Origin of the sequence: Xylophilus sp. ASV27, assembly GCF_016428875.1 — a bacterium.
Taxonomy (GTDB): domain Bacteria; phylum Pseudomonadota; class Gammaproteobacteria; order Burkholderiales; family Burkholderiaceae_C; genus Xylophilus.
In genome coordinates, this window is the sequence record NZ_JAELTO010000055.1 from 1 (window position 1) to 15,865 (window position 15,865).

Sequence of the window (15,865 nt, forward strand, 5' to 3'; positions counted from 1 at the left end):
AGATGTGTATAAGAGACAGGGCCGGCGCGGGCGGCTGCGGTGGGGGCGGCGGCGTCGGCTGCTCCACGGCACGCGGCGCGGCCTGGCGCGGCACGGCCGACCAGAGTTCGGCCTCGACCGCCGGGCTGTCGGACTCCTGCTTCCAGTGCACGCCCCAGGTCAACGCGGCCAGCAGCAGCAAGTGGGCGAGCACGGCCAGGATCAGCGCGCGCAGCGAGCCGCGCTGCGGCGGAGGCGCGAATTCGTAGCGTTCAGACGGATGGTGGTGCTGCATGGAGGCCAGAGAGGGAGAAAGCGGCCGACTCAGTGATTCATTGAAACGGCGCAGAGTGCTCCATGCCTCATGGCGCGAGTTGCACGGACAGGCCGACGCGCTGCACGCCGGCGCGCTGCAGCGTGTCCATGACCTTCACCACCGTCTCGTACTTTACGCTGCGGTCGGCGCTGATGACCACGGCGCTGCCGGACGCGCCGGGCGCGCCGTCGGCGGTGGAGGCGACGGCGGAGGATTCGGCCTGGCGCACCGCATTGGCCACGTCGCGCAGCGTGGTGGGCGCGGTGCGGTCCGGGGTCTTGATCTGCAGCGTCTCGTCCTTGCCGACGATGATCTGGATCACCCGATCGGGCTGCTTGTTGGCCTTGCCGATGCTGGGCAGGTCGATGGTGCTGGGGGTGATCAGCGGCGCGGTCACCATGAAGATGATCAGCAGCACCAGCATCACGTCGATGAAGGGCACCATGTTGATCTCGTTGATGGTGCGGCGGCCGCGGCCGCGGGAAGCCATGGCGGGCATCGTGTCCTCCTGCCGTGCGGTGCCTGCTCAGCGGCCCGACGCCGACTGGGCGCCGAGGTTGCGTTGCAGGATGTTGGAGAACTCCTCGATGAAGGTCTCCTGGTGGATCGCCAGGCGGTCGATGTCGCGGGCGAAGCGGTTGTAGGCGACCACGGCCGGAATCGCGGCGAACAGCCCGATGGCGGTGGCGACCAGGGCCTCGGCGATGCCCGGCGCCACGGTGCTGAGCGTGACCTGGGTCATGGCCGACAGGCCGGTGAAGGCGTGCATGATGCCCCACACGGTGCCGAACAGGCCGACGTAGGGCGACACCGAGCCCACGGTGGCCATGAAGGACAGGCCCGATTCGATGGCGTCCATCTCGCGCTGGAAGCTCGCGCGCATGGCGCGGCGCGCGCCGTCGAGCAGGGCGCCGCCGTCGGTGATGCGGCGCTCGCGCAGCTTCTGGTACTCGCGCATGCCGCTGGCGAAGATGCGCTCCATGGGGCCGGTGTTCTTGGCATTGGCCGCGGCGGCCGCGAACAGGTCGTTCAGGCTGGTGCCGGACCAGAACTCGCGCTCGAAATCGTCGTTCTGCGAACGCGCGCGCCGCAGCGCGAACAGCTTGCGGAAGATGGCGGCCCAGCTGGAAATGGAGACGCCCGCCAGCAGCAGCATGACCAGTTGCACCACCAGGCTGGCATTGAGCACCAGGTGCAGGATGGACATGTCTTGTTGTGGGTTCATGGCTTGAGGACTTCCAGGATGGAGGACGGGATGCGGGCCGGCCGCAGCGTGCAAGCTTCGACCCAGCCGATGCGAATGGTTCCCTCGCACAGCAAATCGGGCTCACCGTTGCTGCCGGAGGCGGGCGTGCGCCACGCCTGCTGGGCGATTGTGAGCGAGGCACGCCCGCTTTCCTGTAGTGCGGCTGTTACAAGGAGTTCGTCGTCCAGCCGGGCCGGGCGCAGGTAGCGAAGCCGCGTGTCGGTCACCACGAACATGCCGCCGGTGGCCTCGCGCAGGCGCTGCTGGCCGATGCCCAGCGCGCGCAGCCATTCGGTGCGCGCGCGCTCGAAGAACTTCAGGTAGTTGGCGTAGAAGACGATGCCGCCGGCATCGGTGTCTTCCCAGTAGATGCGGATCGGAAAGGTGAAGGGCATGCGTGCGCAGGGTCAGCCCAGGAGTGCCTTGAGCCGCGCTGCGGCCTCCTGCAGATGGGCCATGGAACTGGCGGTGGAGAAGCGGATGCGCTGCGCCGTCTCGGCGGTGCCGAAATCACGGCCCGGCGTGATCGCCAGCGCGGCCTGGTCCATCAGGGCGAAGGCCAGTTCCCAACTGCTGGCCACGCCCAGGCGCCGGCAGGCCTCGCTGCAGTCGGCCCAGGCGTAGAAGGCGCCATCGGGCGCGACCGGCACCGGCAGGCCGGCCGCGGCCAGCGCGGGCAGGAAGAAGTCGCGGCGCGCCTTGAATTCGCCGCGGCGGCGTTCGTACTCGGCGATGCTTGCGGCCTCGAAGCAGGCCAGTGCCGCGTGCTGCGCCACCGTGCTCGGGCAGATGAACAGGTTCTGCGCCAGGCGCTCGATCACCGGCACCAGCGCGTCGGGCACCACCAGCCAGCCCAGGCGCCAGCCGGTCATGCAGAAGTACTTGCTGAAGCTGTTGATGCTGACCACATCCTCGCCCAGCGCCAGCGCGCTCTGGCCGAAGGCGGCGTCGTGGCTCAGGCCCAGGTAGATCTCGTCGATCAGCGTCACGCCCTGGCGCGCCTGCACCACGGCATGGATGCGCGCCAGCTCCTCGGGATGGATCGAGGTGCCGGTCGGGTTGGAGGGCGAAGCCAGCAGCACGCCGCAGGTGCGCGGCGACCAGGCCGCCTCGACCTTGGCGGCGCTGAGCTGGTAACGCTCGGCGGCGGTGGTCGGAATCAGCACTGCGCTGCCGTCGGCCGCACTCACGAAGTGGCGGTTGCAGGGGTAGCTCGGGTCGGGCATCAGCACCTCGTCGCCCGCGTCCACCAGCGCCAGGCAGGCCAGTTGCAGCGCGGCCGAAGCGCCGGCCGTGACGACGATGCGCCGCGCCGGCACCTGCAGTCCGAAGCGCTGCGCATACCAGCCGGAAATGCGCTCCCGCAGCGCCGGCAGCCCGGTGGCCGGCGTGTACTGGGTGATGCCGTCGCGCACCGCGCGGGCGGCGGCTTCCTGCACCAGGGGCGGTGCGGTGAAGTCCGGCTCGCCGATGTTGAGGAACACCATCTCCCGGCCGCCGGTGCCGGTCGTTCTGGCGCGCTCGGCGGCAGCCTTGGCCACCTCCATCACGTAGAAGGGCTCGATGCGCCCGGCCCGGGTTGCGAGCTTCACGGCCGGCCCGTCAGCGCACGGCCGCACGGGCCTTGGCGCGGTCGGCCTCGACCTCGGCGCTGCGCAATTGCGGCGCCAGGCCATTGAGCACGCCATTGACGTACTTGTGGCCGTCGGTGCCGCCGAATTCCTTGGCCAGCTCGATGCACTCGTTGAGCACCACGCGCCAGGGCACGTCCGGGCAGTGGCGCAACTCGTACACGCCGATCCACATCACGGCGTGTTCGATCGGCGAGACCTCGGCGAGCTTGCGGTCCAGCAGCGGGGCGATCAGCGCGTCCTGCGCCTCGGCCTGCTCGATGCAGCCGTGCAGCAGCGTGTGGTAGTGCGCGGCGTCGGCCTTGTGGAAGCCCGACAGGTCACGCGTGAAGTGGTCGATGGCGGTGGCGTCGTTGCGGCCCACCAAATGCTGGTAGAGCGCCTGCAGCGCGAACTCGCGCGAGCGGCTGCGGGCCGACTTGGCCGAGGCCTTGCGCGCGCCGCTGGCCGTCAGCCCCGGGCGCTGCGGTGCGGGGGGGGATGCGTCGTGGGGGCTCATGCAAGGGTATCCAGCAGGTTCGCCATTTCGACGGCGACCTGGGCGGCGTCGCGGCCCTTCTCTGTCTGCCGGGCCAGCGCCTGCTCGTTGTTCTCGGTGGTGAGGATGGCGTTGGCGATGGGTACGCGGTGGTCCAGCGCCACACGGGTCACGCCGGCGCCGGATTCGTTGGCCACCAGCTCGAAGTGGTAGGTCTCGCCGCGGATGATGCAGCCCAGCGCCACCAGCGCGTCGTAGCGTCCGGTGGCGGCCATGGCCTGCAGCGCGGGGGCCACCTCCAGCGCGCCGGGCACGCGCACGTGGGTGATGTTCTGCCCGGCCACGCCGAGCGCGGCCAGTTCGGCCTTGCAGGCCTCGGCCAGCGCGTTGGTGATGTGCTCGTTGAAGCGGGCCTGCACGATGCCGATGGACAGCCTGCTGCCGTCCTGCCGTTCGCCCCGGCCCTGGTTTGCGCCAAACATGTTCTTAGTCTTTCTGCAGGTAGCTGACGAGTTCCAGGCCATAGCCGGCCATGCTGGGCATGCGGCGCGGCGCGCCCATGAGGTTCATGCGGCGCACCCCGCATTCGCGCAGGATCTGCGCGCCGATGCCGTAGGTGCGCAGGTCCATGCTGCCGCGCTCGGGCGCGTGCGCGGCGCGCGCCGTGCCCTCGAACTGGGCTAGCAGCTCGGACGCGCTTTCGCCGCAGTTCAGCAGCACCACCACGCCGCGGCCTTCCTGGGCGACGTGGCGCAGGCTGGCGTCCAGGCTCCAGGAGTGCATGCTGCGGTCGACCTCGAGCGCGTCCAGCACCGACAGCGGCTCGTGCACGCGGATCGGCACCACGTCTTCGGGCGCCCAGGCGCCGCGCACCAGCGCCAGGTGCAGGCCGCGGCTGGGCTTGTCGCGGAACGCATGCGCGGTGAATTCGCCGGCGGCGGTCCTGAGCGGGCGGGTGCCGAGCTTCTCGACCAGGGATTCGTGCCGGCTGCGGTGTTCGATCAGGTCGGCGATGGTGCCGATCTTGAGCCCGTGCCGCGCCGCGAAGAGCTGCAGGTCGGGCAGGCGCGCCATGGTGCCGTCGTCGTTCATGACCTCGCAGATCACCGAGGCCGCGCTGCAGCCCGCCATCACGGCCAGGTCGCAGCCGGCCTCGGTATGGCCTGCGCGCATCAGCACGCCGCCGTCCACCGCCTGCAGCGGGAAGATGTGGCCCGGCTGCACCAGGTCGCTGGCCTTGGCGTCGCGCGCCACGGCCGCCTGCACGGTGCGGGCGCGGTCGGCCGCCGAGATGCCGGTGGTCACGCCCTCGGCCGCCTCGATCGACACGGTGAAGGCGGTGGCATGCTTGGTGCCGTTGCGCGCGACCATGGGCGGCAACTGCAGCCGCTCGCACAGCGCGCGCGACAGCGTCAGGCAGATCAGGCCGCGCGCATGGCGGGCCATGAAATTGATCGATTCGGCGCTGATGTGGTCGGCCGCGATGACGACGTCGCCTTCGTTCTCGCGGTCTTCCTCATCGACCAGGATGACCATGCGCCCGGCGCGCATGTCGGCCACGATGTCCTCGATCGGCGAGATGGAAACGGGTGGAACGGAACTCATGGCGTGTGCGCGGGCAGTGCGGCGACCGACAGCATGCGCTCGACATAGCGGGCCACGGTATCGATCTCCAGGTTGACGGCGGTGCCTTCGCGCAGCGCATGCAGCGCCGTGTTCTGCACCGTATGAGGAATCAGGTTGATGTGGACCACTGCGCCCTCGGCCACGTCGTCCACGTGGTTGACCGTCAGGCTCACGCCGTTGACGGTGATCGAGCCCTTGTAGGCCAGGTAGCGCGCTAGCGCCGGCGGCGCCAGCACCTGCAGGTCCCAGCTCTCGCCCACGGGCGCGAAGCGGCGCACCTGGCCGATGCCGTCCACATGGCCGGAGACGATGTGCCCGCCCAGGCGATCATGCGCGCGCAGCGCCTTCTCGAGGTTGACGGCACCGGGCCGGTCCAGGCCGGCGGTCTTGTCGAGCGACTCGGCCGAGATCTCGATGGTGAACGCGCTGGCTGGCAGGTCCAGCGCGGTGACGGTCATGCAGGCACCGTTGAGGGCAATGCTGTCGCCCAGGCCGACGTCGTCGAGGTAGCCAGGCGGCGCCTCCACGGTCAGGCGCTTGCCATAGTGCTGCAAAGAGCTTCCGAGGTCGTGGACGGCGGCGATGCGCCCCACGCCGGTGATGATTCCGGTGAACATCCCGATATTTTCGCAGGGATTCGGACGTCTCCCCGGCAGGCGCCCTAGAAATCGCCGCGGCCCGTGACCCGGGCCAGGATGCGCAGGTCGTCGCCCACCGGCTCGACCGAGCGGAATTGCAGTGCCGGCGCGTCTTCCAGCGCTGCCAGCGGCCCGAAGCTGGCCATGGGCCGGCCCTCGCCGATCAGCCGGGGCGCAAGGTACGCCAGCAGCTCGTCCACCAGGCCTTCGCGCACCAGGGAGCCATTGAGCCGCGCGCCGGCTTCCACGTGCAGCTCATTGACCTCGCGCCGGCCCAGGTCGCGCAGCAGGGCCGCCAGATCCACCTTGCCTTGCAGGTTGGGCAGGCAGGTGACGGTGGCGCCGCGGGCCTGCAGCGCGGCCTGGCGCTCGGCGTCCGGCTGCGCGCAGTAGATCCAGACGGCGCGCTGCGGCACTGCGAACAGGCGCGCCTGCGGCGGCGTCTCCAGGCGGCTGTCGACGATCACCAGATGCGGCTGGCGCGGCGTCTCGATCAGGCGCACGTCCAGTTGCGGATCGTCTTCGAGCACCGTCCCGACTCCGGTCAGCACCGCGCAGGCGCGGGCCCGCCAGGCATGGCCGTCGGCCCGCGCCGGGGCGCCGGTGATCCACTGGCTGCGCCCGTCCGGCAGGGCGGTGCTGCCGTCCAGCGAAGCGGCGGTCTTGAGCCGCACCCAGGGCGTCTTGCGCACCATGCGGCTGAAGAAGCCGAGGTTGAGTTCGCGCGATGCGTCGGCGCCGGGTCCCACGTGCACCTCCACACCCGCCGCCCGCAGCCGTTCGAAGCCCTGGCCGGCCACCGCGGGATTGGGGTCCGCGAGCGAGGCCACCACGCGGCCGATGCCGGCTTCGATCAGCGCATCGCAGCACGGGCCGGTGCGGCCGTGGTGGGAGCAGGGCTCCAGCGTGACGTGGGCGGTCACGCCGCGCACCGCATGGCCGCGCGCGGCGGCGTCGCGCAGCGCCATGATCTCCGCATGCGGGCCGCCCGCGCGCTGCGTGGCGCCTTCGCCCAGCACGCGGCCCTGCGCATCGGTGAGCACGCAGCCCACGCGGGGGTTGGGCGAGGTGCGCAGCAGCGCGCCGCGCGCCAGTTCCAGCGCCTGGCGCATGGGCCCGGGCGCAGCCGGGCCGGTGGAGTCGAGGGTCATGGGGGAGCCGTACGCGTCATGTGCATGGCGCGCAGCTTAAGGCAACGCCGACCCGTCAGAACGCCACGAACGGCCCCGTGCCGCCGGGTGTGCTCGCCCGTTCGAGTGCCGTGAACACGCTGCGCCCGAAGAAGAAGGGCAGCCCCCAGTCGAAGGTGCTGACATCGGACGAGGTGGCGCCGATGTCGGAGAACGCCGTGGCGCCGGGGTTGGTGTTGAACGCGCTGCTTGCGTTGGAGATGCTGAAGTTGACCGTGCCGGTGGCGTTGTTGGTGCCCTGGATCTGCGCCGTCAGCGAGCGCGTGGCGGCCGGGCAGTAGAAGCCGCTGGCGGAGTCCGCGCAGGTGGGCAGCGTGCTGTCGTTGAAGAACAGGAAGTTGGAGCCGCTGTCCAGGAAGGCGCGGGAGTAGCTGCGCGCGTTGTAGACGGTGGTGAAGTTGCCGGTGGCGCCGCTCACGCCATAGACGGTGGCCGAGCCCAGCGCGTTGTTGCTGCGCGTGCCGATGCCGAAGATGAGCGAGCCGGTAACGCCGCTGGCGCCGCCGGTGGCCACGGCGGGCAGCTTCACCACCACGCCGTTGTTGTCGCTGGGCAGGCGCGCCACCGGGTTGGCCACCTGCTGGGCCAGCGGCATGGCCGAGGACGAGCAGAAGGTGCTGATGGTGCAGGCATAGTAGGTGCCGGCGATGGCCTGGCTGGCGCAGGCGTTGCCGCAATCGAGCAGGAACGGACCCACGCCCAGCATGCCGTTGCCGCCCAGGGCCGCGACCGAGCCCTGGTTGGTGCCGGTGTTGGAGCACGAACTGGGCACCGATGAGAAGGCCGGGTCCGCGATCACCTGTATCGGCAGCGAGGACGCGGTCAGGCCGCCCACCGTCAGGTCGGCCGTGCGCACCGAGCCCCAGGTGTAGCCGCTGACGAACTGCGCGCATTCGGCATAGGGGCTGCCGGCGCCGTTCTGCTGCAGCGGCAGGGCCGACAGGTTGTTGAGCACGGACGCCACCAGGCGCAGGCCGTAGGAACCGGTGTCCACGATCACGTGGTCGATCACCTGGCAGCCGCTGCGGCTGCCCGGCGGGCAGACGGTGACGCTGACGTAGGGAATGTTGGCCAACCGGCTGCTGACGCCAGCGGGGCCGCTGTCGAGCGTGATGGCGACGACGTTGGTATCGCTGCCGGAGACGGGTGGGGTCGTCGTGGTGCCGCCGCCCGAACTGCCCCCGCCGCAGCCGGTGGCGAGCAAGGTGGCGGCGAGCACGGCCCATAGGTGGCGGCCGGCCTGGCGGCGGAACTCAGCGAATGTCATCGATGCTCACCCCTTGCGGCAGTTGGCCGGGAAGATAGGCCTGGCCCGCGAAGGCCCGCATGTGCCCGGTGGAGCGCAGCACCAGGCCGGACTGCTGCAGCACCAGGGGGCCGCCGCTGCGCCCCCGGCTGCGCGCGGCCGCGGTGAAGGTGGTGAAGTGATCCGGGCCCAGCAACTGTTGCAGGTTGGGCAGGACCGGGCCCTCCCAACTGACCGCGAAGACCGTGCCGGACTGCGCGTATTCGCGCACCACGGTGCCGGAATCGAGGGTGTATTCGTGCACGGTGTAGCTGCTGCCAGTGCTGCTGCGCAGGGCCGAGGCATGCATCTGCTGGCGGTCGGCGTCGACCGAGCCGGCGCTGCCGCCCAGGGCGGCCAGCGCCGGGCCGGACATCAGCGCGAGGGCCAGCAGTACTTCGGCCGGATGCCGTCGTGCATTCTTCATGTGCAGTTTCTCCGCAGGTCGGGCCGGCCCGGGCCGGCGGCCGCGGGATTCTTGCATGTGCCACTGCATGTCCATGTGTCCATTCGGTAACCGCGACGTCAAAGCCGGCCGCGCAGCCGCTGCCAGAAGCCGCGGTGCGGCGCCGTCATGGCCTCTTCCAGCTCCGGCACCGGCCCGATCACCGCGACCGGCCGCTGGCCGCGCGCGAACACCTCGCGGCAGGGCAGGGCCAGGGTCGGGTTCTCGGGGTGGTCGCCGGTGAGGGCGAGCAGCGCGCTCTCCTGCGCGCCGTAGAGCACCCGCCCGATGCCGGCCCAGTAGATGGTGCCGGCACACATCGCGCAGGGCTCGAAGGTGGTGACCAGGGTGCACTGCGCCAGGTAGGCGCCGGGGTAGTTGGCCGCGGCGCTGCGCGCCAGGGTGGACTCGGCGTGGTTCACCGTGTCGATGTTGCCCTGCTCGGCCAGCACCGTCTCGCCGTCGGGCGCGAGCAGCAGCGCGCCGAACGGATGCCGGCCCATGGCCATGGCGCGCTCGGCCACGCCGTTGGCGCGGCGCAGGTGGCGCGTGATCTGCTCATCGGTGAGTGCTGTCGTCATTCGCCTTGAGACCCCCGGTGTGCCCATGCCGTGGTGCGCTTTTCTATGATGCTGAACAGCTCGTACATGGCCATGGCCATGGCGCCGACCACCAGCAGGCCGGCAAAGGCCAGGCCCATCTGCATGCTGGAGCCGGCGGAGATCAGCAGGTAGCCGATGCCTTCGTTGGCGGCGGTCATCTCCGACACCGTGGTGCCGACGAAGGCCAGCGTGATGGCGACCTTGAGCGAGGCATAGAAGTAGGGCATGGAGCGCGGCAGGCCGACCTTCATCAGCACGTCCCAGCGCCTGGCGCCGAGCACGCGCAGCACGTCTTCGAGTTCGGGCTCCAGCGTGGCCAGGCCGGTGGCGATGTTGACCATGATCGGAAAGAAGCTGATGAGGAAGGCGGTCAGCACCGCCGGACCGACGCCGATGCCGAACCATACCACCAGGATCGGCACGAAGGCGGCCTTGGGCAGCGCGTTGAAGGCGGTCATCAGCGGGTACATGGCGGCATAGGCCAGGCGCGAGCTGCCGATGATGAAACCCAGCAGCACCCCGACCACGATGGCGATGCCAAAGCCCACCATGGTCACCCAGAAAGTGCGCCAGGCATGCCCGGCGATGATGGCCTTGAACTCCACGAACTGCGACCAGATGCGCAGCGGGCTGGGGAAGATGAACTCCGAGATGTTGAAGGCGCTGCAGACGAACTGCCACAGCACGATGGTGAGGAACAGCAGGATCCAGGGGGACCAGCGTTCGAGGTTCTTGTTGCGCATGGGAGTGGGCTGCTTGCTGTCTTACTGGGTCACGGGCGAGCGGATGGCGCCGATATGGCTGCGCAGTTCCAGCACGATGTCGGTGAATTCCTTGGTGTAGGTGAGTTCGAGCGGGCGCGGGCGGGCGAAGTCGATGCCGCGCTTGACCACGAAGCGGCCCGGGCTCTTGCTCATGACGTAGACCGTGTCGGCCAGGAACACCGATTCGCGCAGGTCGTGCGTGACCAGGATCACGTTGAACTGCTGCTCGGCCTGCAGGTCGCGCAGGATGCACCAGAGTTCTTCGCGCGTGAAGGCGTCGAGCGCGCCGAAGGGCTCGTCCAGCAGCAGCATCTTGGGCTCGTGGACCAGCGCGCGGCAGATGGAGGCGCGCTGCTGCATGCCGCCGGAGAGCTGCCAGGGGAACTTGTCCTCGTAGCCGCCCAGGCCCACCTTCTGCAGCAGCCGGCGAGCGCGCTCTTCGTACTCCTTGCGCTTGTGCTTGAAGCTGGAGCGGTAGGGCTCGACGATCTCCAGCGGCAGCAGCACGTTGTCGACCGTGGTGCGCCAGGGCAGCAGCGAGGGCGCCTGGAAGGCCATGCCGGAGATCTTCAGCGGGCCGGTCACCGGCTGGCCCTCGATCAGGATCTTGCCCATGGACGGCATGCGCAGCCCGGTGGTGAGCTTCATGAAGGTGGATTTGCCGCAACCCGAGGGGCCGACGATGGCGATGAATTCGCCGCGCCCGACCTGCAGGTCGATGCCTTCCACCGCGAAGTGGTTGGCGCGCAGCAGCTCCTCGTTGTAGGCGAGCCAGACGTCGCGGAATTCGACGAAGTACGGTTCTGCGGGGTCTTGCATGCAGATTCTTGTATGAAAAGTGCCTGTAGCCCAGGTAGCACCTAGGCTTCTAGCTATTGTTTTGATAGTAAGGCGGCAGTGCCATGCGCTGCGGCGGCCGCATGTCGGTCGGGCAGGAGTGCTTACTTGCGCGGCAGCACGTTGAGTTCGGCAGCCGGCGGCAGGTAGGCGCCTGTCCAGACGGCCTCGGGGTTGACGCGGGTCTTGGTGCCGAAGGCGTCCGACACCTGCGAGGCCATCAGCGAGAGGCGGGCGGCGTTGACCTGCCCGAAGCCTTCCGCGCGGGCGTCCGGGCTGTTGATGACGGTGTCGATCGCCAGCTTCAGGCGGCGCGTCTCGAGTTCGGAGTTTACGATGCCGTCGCGCTGCTTCACGTACTCGATGGCGGCGGCCGGGTTGGCCAGCACGTCCTTCGTGCCCTTGGCGAGGGCGACCAGGAAGGCCTTGGCGGCTTCGGGCTTTTCCTTGAGGAACTTGGGCGACGCGATGACCACGTTGCCGTACAGCTTCACGCCGTAGTCGGGATAGGGCAGCACCACCACGTCCGACGCGTTCACGCCGCGCGCCTCGAGGTTGAGCAGCGAGGTGAAGGTGAAGCCGGTGATCGCGTCGATGTCGCCGCGCACCAGCATGGTTTCGCGCAGCGGCGGGTCCATGGCGGTCCACTGCACGGTGCCGATCTTGTTGGCCTGCGCAAAGATGGGGAAGGCGCGGCGCCCGGCGTCGAACACCGGCGCTCCGAGCTTCTTGCCGGTGAGGTCGGCCGGCTTGGTGATGCCGGACTTCTTCAGCGCCATGACCGAGGCCGGCGTGTTGTTGTAGACCATCATGATGGCCACGGGCTTGTTGGGCGCGTCCGGGTTGTTGGCGTGGAATTCCATCAGCGAAGCCAGGTCGGCAAAGCCGATGTCGTAGCTGCCCGAAGCCACGCGCGTGACCGTACCGCCCGAGCCGTTGCCCGCGTCCACCGTCACGTCGAGCCCGGCCTGCTTGAAGTAGCCCTTGGCCACGGGCAGCAGGAACAGGGCGGACGGGCCTTCGAAGCGCCAGTCGAGCTGGAACTTGACCGGCGTCAGGGCCTGCGCCTGGGCCAGGCCGGTCCAACTGGCCGCAGCCAGCGCGAAAGAGGTGAGGGCAGTGCGGACGAAGGTGCGCTTGTGCATGGAGTGACCATCCCGAAGAGTTGCGAATAGTGACACGCAGCAAAAACGATGCCTGCCTGCGCAGGCCGCGCACCAGCTCGGCCTCTTGGATTCCCCGTTGTGGCGCGCCTGGATTGCCGCTTTGCAATTCTGTGGTGCATCGCCTGCGCTTGTGCCCCGGGATTGTGCGTAGACGCTGCTACTGCTCCGAGTAGCTGTAGGTCAGCCCGCCATCCACGAAGTACGTGCTGCCGGTCACGTAGGCGGCCTCGTCGCTCGCGAGGAAGGCGACCAGGCCTGCCACGTCTTCAGGCGTGCCCAGGCGGCCCAGCGGAATCCTGGCGAGCAGCGGCTCGAGCAGGGACGGTGTCTCCAGCAGGCGCTGGTTGATGGGCGTGGCGATGGCCCCCGGCGCGACGTTGTTGATGCGGATGCCCAGCGGCGCCAGCTCGCCGGCCAGGTTGCGGGTGAGCATGCGCAGGGCGCCCTTGCTGGCGCAATAGGACGCGAAGTGCGGGAAGGCGATCTCCTCGTGCACCGAGCTGAGGTTGACCACCGCGCCGGGCTGGCCGGCCGCCTTGCGGTGCCGCACGAAGGCCTGGGTGCAGAAGAACATGCCCTTGACGTTGGTGTCCATCACCAGGTCGTAGTCGGCTTCGGTCACGTCCCAGAAGTCCGCGCGCCGCTCGACCCCGGCGTTGTTGACCAGGATGTCCAGCCGGCCCAGGGCCTGTACCGCCTGTTCCACCAGGCCCGCAGCGCCGGCGGCGCCGCCGATGTCGGCCGCTAGGTAGACCGCCTTGCGGCCCAGGGCCTGGAACCGGTCCAGCAGTTCCTGCGGGGGCTGTTTCGGGTCGCGGCCGTTCAGTACCACGTCGGCCCCGTCGGCGGCCAGGCGCAGGGCGCAGGCCGCGCCTATGCCCTGCGTGCTGCCGGTGACGAGCGCGGTCTTGCCGGTGAGTCGTGCCATGGGAAGGTCCTTTCGTGCTGTGGATCAGAGCGTGGCGATCAGCGCGGTCCAGCCGGTCTGGTGGCTGGCGCCCAGGCCCTGGCCGGTGTCGCCGTGGAAGTATTCGTGGAACCACCACATGCCGTCCTGCGTCTGCGCAGCGGCACCCGCGTCCGGGCCGGGCAGGAACAGCGACAGCAGCCGCTCCCGCAGCAAGTCGGCCACCGCGCTGATGGTCAGCATCCGGCCCGAGCCGGTCGGGCATTCGACCAGGAAGTCGTCGCCATAGTAGGTATGGAAGCGCCGCAGCGACTCGATGATCAGGTAGTTGAGCGGCATCCACACCGGACCGCGCCAGTTGCTGTTGCCGCCGAACATGTCGGTGTCGCTCTCGGCCGGGGTGTAGTGCAGCGCGTAGTGCTCGCTGCCCAGCGTGTAGTCGAAGGCGTGATCGTCATAGGCCTTGGAGACCGAGCGGATGCCGTGCGGCGACAGAAATTCGCCCTCGTCCAGCATGCGCCGCAGCACCATCTTCATCCGGTGGCCGCGCAGCAGGCTGAACAGGTGCAGGCTTCCGGCCGCCGGCCGCGTGGCCGCTGCATGCGCTTGGCCGGCGGTGGCCACGCCGGCGGACGGGTTCGCCACCTGCCAGTGGCTCACCAGGGCCGCCAGGTCGGGGCGCCGGTCCAGGAAGGTCTGCAGATGGTGGCGCAGCCGGCCGAGCTTGCGCAGCCGGGCCTCGTCCAGCACCTCGACCGCGAAGAGCGGAATCAGCCCGGCGATGGTGCGCAGGCGCAGGCGGGAGCAACGGCCGTCGGCCATCTTCAGCAGGTCATAGTAGAAGCCGTCTTCCTCGTCCCACAGGCCCGCCCCCTCGACGTTGCCCATGTTGGCCATGGCGCCGGCGATGTAGAAGAAGTGTTCGCCGAACTTGATCGCCAGGTCTTCGTACACCGGGTCGTCTTGCGCCAGTTCCATGGCCATGCGCATCAGGTTGAGCGCATACATCGCCATCCAGCTGGTGCCGTCGGCCTGCTCGAGCAGGCCGCCGCCGGGCAGGGGTTTGCCGCGGTCGAACACGCCCACGTTGTCCAGCCCGAGGAAGCCGCCCTCGAAGATGTTGTTGCCGCCGCTGTCCTCGCGGTTGACCCACCAGGTGAAGTTCAGCATGAGCCGGTGCAGCATGTGGCGCAGGAAGCCGGTGTCAGGCCGGCCATTGAGGGCGGCATCGGTCTGGTAGACCTTCCAGGCGGCCAGTGCCTGCACCGGCGGGTTCACGTCGCAGAAGTTCCACTCGTAGGCCGGCAACTGGCCGTTCGGGTGCATGTAGCGGTCGTGCAGCAGCAGCGTGAGCTGGCGCTTGGCCAGTGCGGGATCGATCGGCGCCACGGCGATGCAATGGAAGGCCAGGTCCCAGGCGGCGAACCAGGGGTATTCCCATTTGTCCGGCATCAGGATGATGTCCTGCGCGCGCATGTGGCGCCAGGTGGCGTTGCGGCCCTGCCTGCGTGCACCGGGCGGCGCGGGCCGGCCCGGGTCGCCGTCGAGCCAGCGCGATACGTCGTAGGCGTAGAACTGCTTGTTCCAGAGCAGGCCTGCCCAGGCCTGGCGCTGCAGGGCGCGCCGCTGGGCGCTGTGGGAAGGGTCCTGCCGCGCGGCATAGAAGGCGTCGGCGTCGGCCTGGCGCTGCGCCATGATGGCGTCGAAGTCGGCGAACGGGGCGGTGACCGGTGTGCGGCACAGGCGCAGGCGCACGGTGGCGCAGCCGCCTGCGGGCACCTGCAGCTGGAACCAGGCCGCAGCCTTGGTGCCGCTGGGCTCGGCGTGCACGGCCTGCAACTGGCCGTTCACCACGCGGTCATTGATGCCGTCCTTGAAACCGCCGCGGCTGGCCGGCGCGGGCGGCCAGCCTTGTGCATGCAGTGCCGCCGCGCGCGCCGGGTTGGTGGCGTTGTCGGTGAACAGCAGCGTGCCGCCACCCTCGAAATGGCAGGTGTAGCTGCCCAGCGTGGGGTGCTCTGCCACCAGCGCACGTCCATCGGCTGAAGCGCTGATCTGTGGCAAAGCATGCCCGGCCGCGAGGTCCGGATCGTCGCGGAACCACAGGGTGGGCAGCAGGTGCAGCGGCGCATCGGCATCGCCGCGGTTGTGCGCGGTATAGCGCAGCAGCAGGTCGTGTTCGTCCGCCTTGGCGCAGGCGATCTCCACGTCGAAGTAGCGGCCATCCGCAAAGATGCCGGTGTCGGCCAGTTCGTATTCGGGGTCCTGGCGCGTGCGGCGCGCGTTCTCCTGCAGCAACCGGGCATAGGGAAAGGCGGCCTGCGGATAGCGGTAGACCATGCGCATCCAGCGGTGGTCGGGCAGGTTGTCCAGGTACCAGTATTGCTCCTTGACGTCCTCGCCGTGGTTGCCTTCGGCGTTGGTGAGGCCGAAGAGGCGCTCTTTCAGCAATGGGTCCTGGCCGTTCCACAGCGCCAGCGCCAGGCAGAGGCGTTGCCTGTCGTCGCTGATGCCGGCCAGGCCCTCTTCGCCCCAGCGGTAGGCCACGCTGCGGGCCATGTCGTGGCTCACCGCGGCCCAGGCGTTGCCCTCCGCGCTGGTGTCCTCGCGCACGGTGCCCCATTGCCGCTCCGACAGGTACGGGCCCCACAGCAGCCACGGAGCGCCGCCGGGGGGCCGTGGCGGTGCGTCGTGCTCAGGCGGGGCGGGCATGGGGCCGGCAGGTGCCTGGCGCGGCGGCAAGACCAGAAGGACC

The 15,865-nt window shown here is 69.5% G+C and carries 17 protein-coding genes and 1 pseudogene; all 18 read right to left on the reverse strand.

Annotated features, from left to right (window positions below; all coding sequences use genetic code 11):
• A pseudogene (locus JHD63_RS12790) lies at nt 1-274 on the reverse strand (cell envelope integrity protein TolA); the annotation flags it as partial.
• 67 nt (nt 275-341) lie between these two features.
• Complete coding sequence (locus JHD63_RS12795) at nt 342-794, reverse strand: biopolymer transporter ExbD (RefSeq protein ID WP_198971128.1); 453 nt, start codon at nt 792-794, stop codon at nt 342-344.
• Between the two features lie 27 nt (nt 795-821).
• Nucleotides 822-1,520, reverse strand: coding sequence for a protein TolQ (gene tolQ / locus JHD63_RS12800; RefSeq protein ID WP_198971129.1), 699 nt, complete (start codon nt 1,518-1,520; stop codon nt 822-824).
• Entirely contained in the window at nt 1,517-1,936 is a 420-nt protein-coding gene (gene ybgC, locus JHD63_RS12805; protein WP_198971130.1) for a tol-pal system-associated acyl-CoA thioesterase, read from the reverse strand. Before ybgC ends, tolQ begins: the two co-directional genes overlap by 4 nt.
• A gap of 12 nt (nt 1,937-1,948) precedes the next feature.
• Nucleotides 1,949-3,133, reverse strand: coding sequence for a pyridoxal phosphate-dependent aminotransferase (locus JHD63_RS12810; RefSeq protein WP_198971131.1), 1,185 nt, complete (start codon nt 3,131-3,133; stop codon nt 1,949-1,951).
• Between the two features lie 10 nt (nt 3,134-3,143).
• Nucleotides 3,144-3,671 carry a transcription antitermination factor NusB gene (gene nusB / locus JHD63_RS12815; RefSeq protein ID WP_198971132.1) on the reverse strand — a complete coding sequence of 176 codons (528 nt, stop codon included), beginning with the start codon at nt 3,669-3,671 and terminating at the stop codon, nt 3,144-3,146.
• Nucleotides 3,668-4,132 carry a 6,7-dimethyl-8-ribityllumazine synthase gene (gene ribH, locus JHD63_RS12820; protein WP_198971133.1) on the reverse strand — a complete coding sequence of 155 codons (465 nt, stop codon included), beginning with the start codon at nt 4,130-4,132 and terminating at the stop codon, nt 3,668-3,670. Before ribH ends, nusB begins: the two co-directional genes overlap by 4 nt.
• Before the next feature lie 4 nt (nt 4,133-4,136).
• Nucleotides 4,137-5,255, reverse strand: coding sequence for a bifunctional 3,4-dihydroxy-2-butanone-4-phosphate synthase/GTP cyclohydrolase II (gene ribBA, locus JHD63_RS12825; RefSeq protein WP_198971134.1), 1,119 nt, complete (start codon nt 5,253-5,255; stop codon nt 4,137-4,139).
• Complete coding sequence (locus JHD63_RS12830; RefSeq protein ID WP_198971135.1) at nt 5,252-5,893, reverse strand: riboflavin synthase; 642 nt, start codon at nt 5,891-5,893, stop codon at nt 5,252-5,254. Before JHD63_RS12830 ends, ribBA begins: the two co-directional genes overlap by 4 nt.
• A gap of 44 nt (nt 5,894-5,937) precedes the next feature.
• Nucleotides 5,938-7,065, reverse strand: a complete 1,128-nt coding sequence (ribD, locus tag JHD63_RS12835; RefSeq protein WP_198971136.1) for a bifunctional diaminohydroxyphosphoribosylaminopyrimidine deaminase/5-amino-6-(5-phosphoribosylamino)uracil reductase RibD — start codon at nt 7,063-7,065, stop codon at nt 5,938-5,940.
• A gap of 55 nt (nt 7,066-7,120) precedes the next feature.
• On the reverse strand, nt 7,121-8,371 hold the full coding sequence (locus JHD63_RS12840; protein ID WP_198971137.1) for a DUF3443 domain-containing protein: 1,251 nt from the start codon (nt 8,369-8,371) through the stop codon (nt 7,121-7,123).
• Complete coding sequence (locus JHD63_RS12845) at nt 8,358-8,816, reverse strand: DUF2844 domain-containing protein (protein ID WP_198971138.1); 459 nt, start codon at nt 8,814-8,816, stop codon at nt 8,358-8,360. Before JHD63_RS12845 ends, JHD63_RS12840 begins: the two co-directional genes overlap by 14 nt.
• Nucleotides 8,817-8,914: 98 nt before the next feature.
• Nucleotides 8,915-9,415 carry a nucleoside deaminase gene (locus JHD63_RS12850; RefSeq protein WP_233168064.1) on the reverse strand — a complete coding sequence of 167 codons (501 nt, stop codon included), beginning with the start codon at nt 9,413-9,415 and terminating at the stop codon, nt 8,915-8,917.
• Nucleotides 9,412-10,179 (reverse strand): ABC transporter permease, encoded by a 768-nt coding sequence (locus JHD63_RS12855; RefSeq protein ID WP_198971140.1) that lies wholly within the window; start codon nt 10,177-10,179, stop codon nt 9,412-9,414. The genes JHD63_RS12850 and JHD63_RS12855 overlap by 4 nt, the downstream gene beginning before the upstream one ends.
• A gap of 21 nt (nt 10,180-10,200) precedes the next feature.
• Nucleotides 10,201-11,019: an ABC transporter ATP-binding protein gene (locus JHD63_RS12860; protein WP_198971141.1), complete on the reverse strand. Its 819-nt coding sequence runs from the start codon at nt 11,017-11,019 to the stop codon at nt 10,201-10,203.
• A gap of 122 nt (nt 11,020-11,141) precedes the next feature.
• On the reverse strand, nt 11,142-12,182 hold the full coding sequence (locus tag JHD63_RS12865; RefSeq protein WP_198971142.1) for an ABC transporter substrate-binding protein: 1,041 nt from the start codon (nt 12,180-12,182) through the stop codon (nt 11,142-11,144).
• A gap of 178 nt (nt 12,183-12,360) precedes the next feature.
• Nucleotides 12,361-13,131, reverse strand: a complete 771-nt coding sequence (locus tag JHD63_RS12870) for an SDR family NAD(P)-dependent oxidoreductase (RefSeq protein WP_198971143.1) — start codon at nt 13,129-13,131, stop codon at nt 12,361-12,363.
• A gap of 24 nt (nt 13,132-13,155) precedes the next feature.
• Nucleotides 13,156-15,822 (reverse strand): MGH1-like glycoside hydrolase domain-containing protein, encoded by a 2,667-nt coding sequence (locus tag JHD63_RS12875; protein WP_198971144.1) that lies wholly within the window; start codon nt 15,820-15,822, stop codon nt 13,156-13,158.
• Between the last annotated feature and the right edge of the window lie 43 nt (nt 15,823-15,865).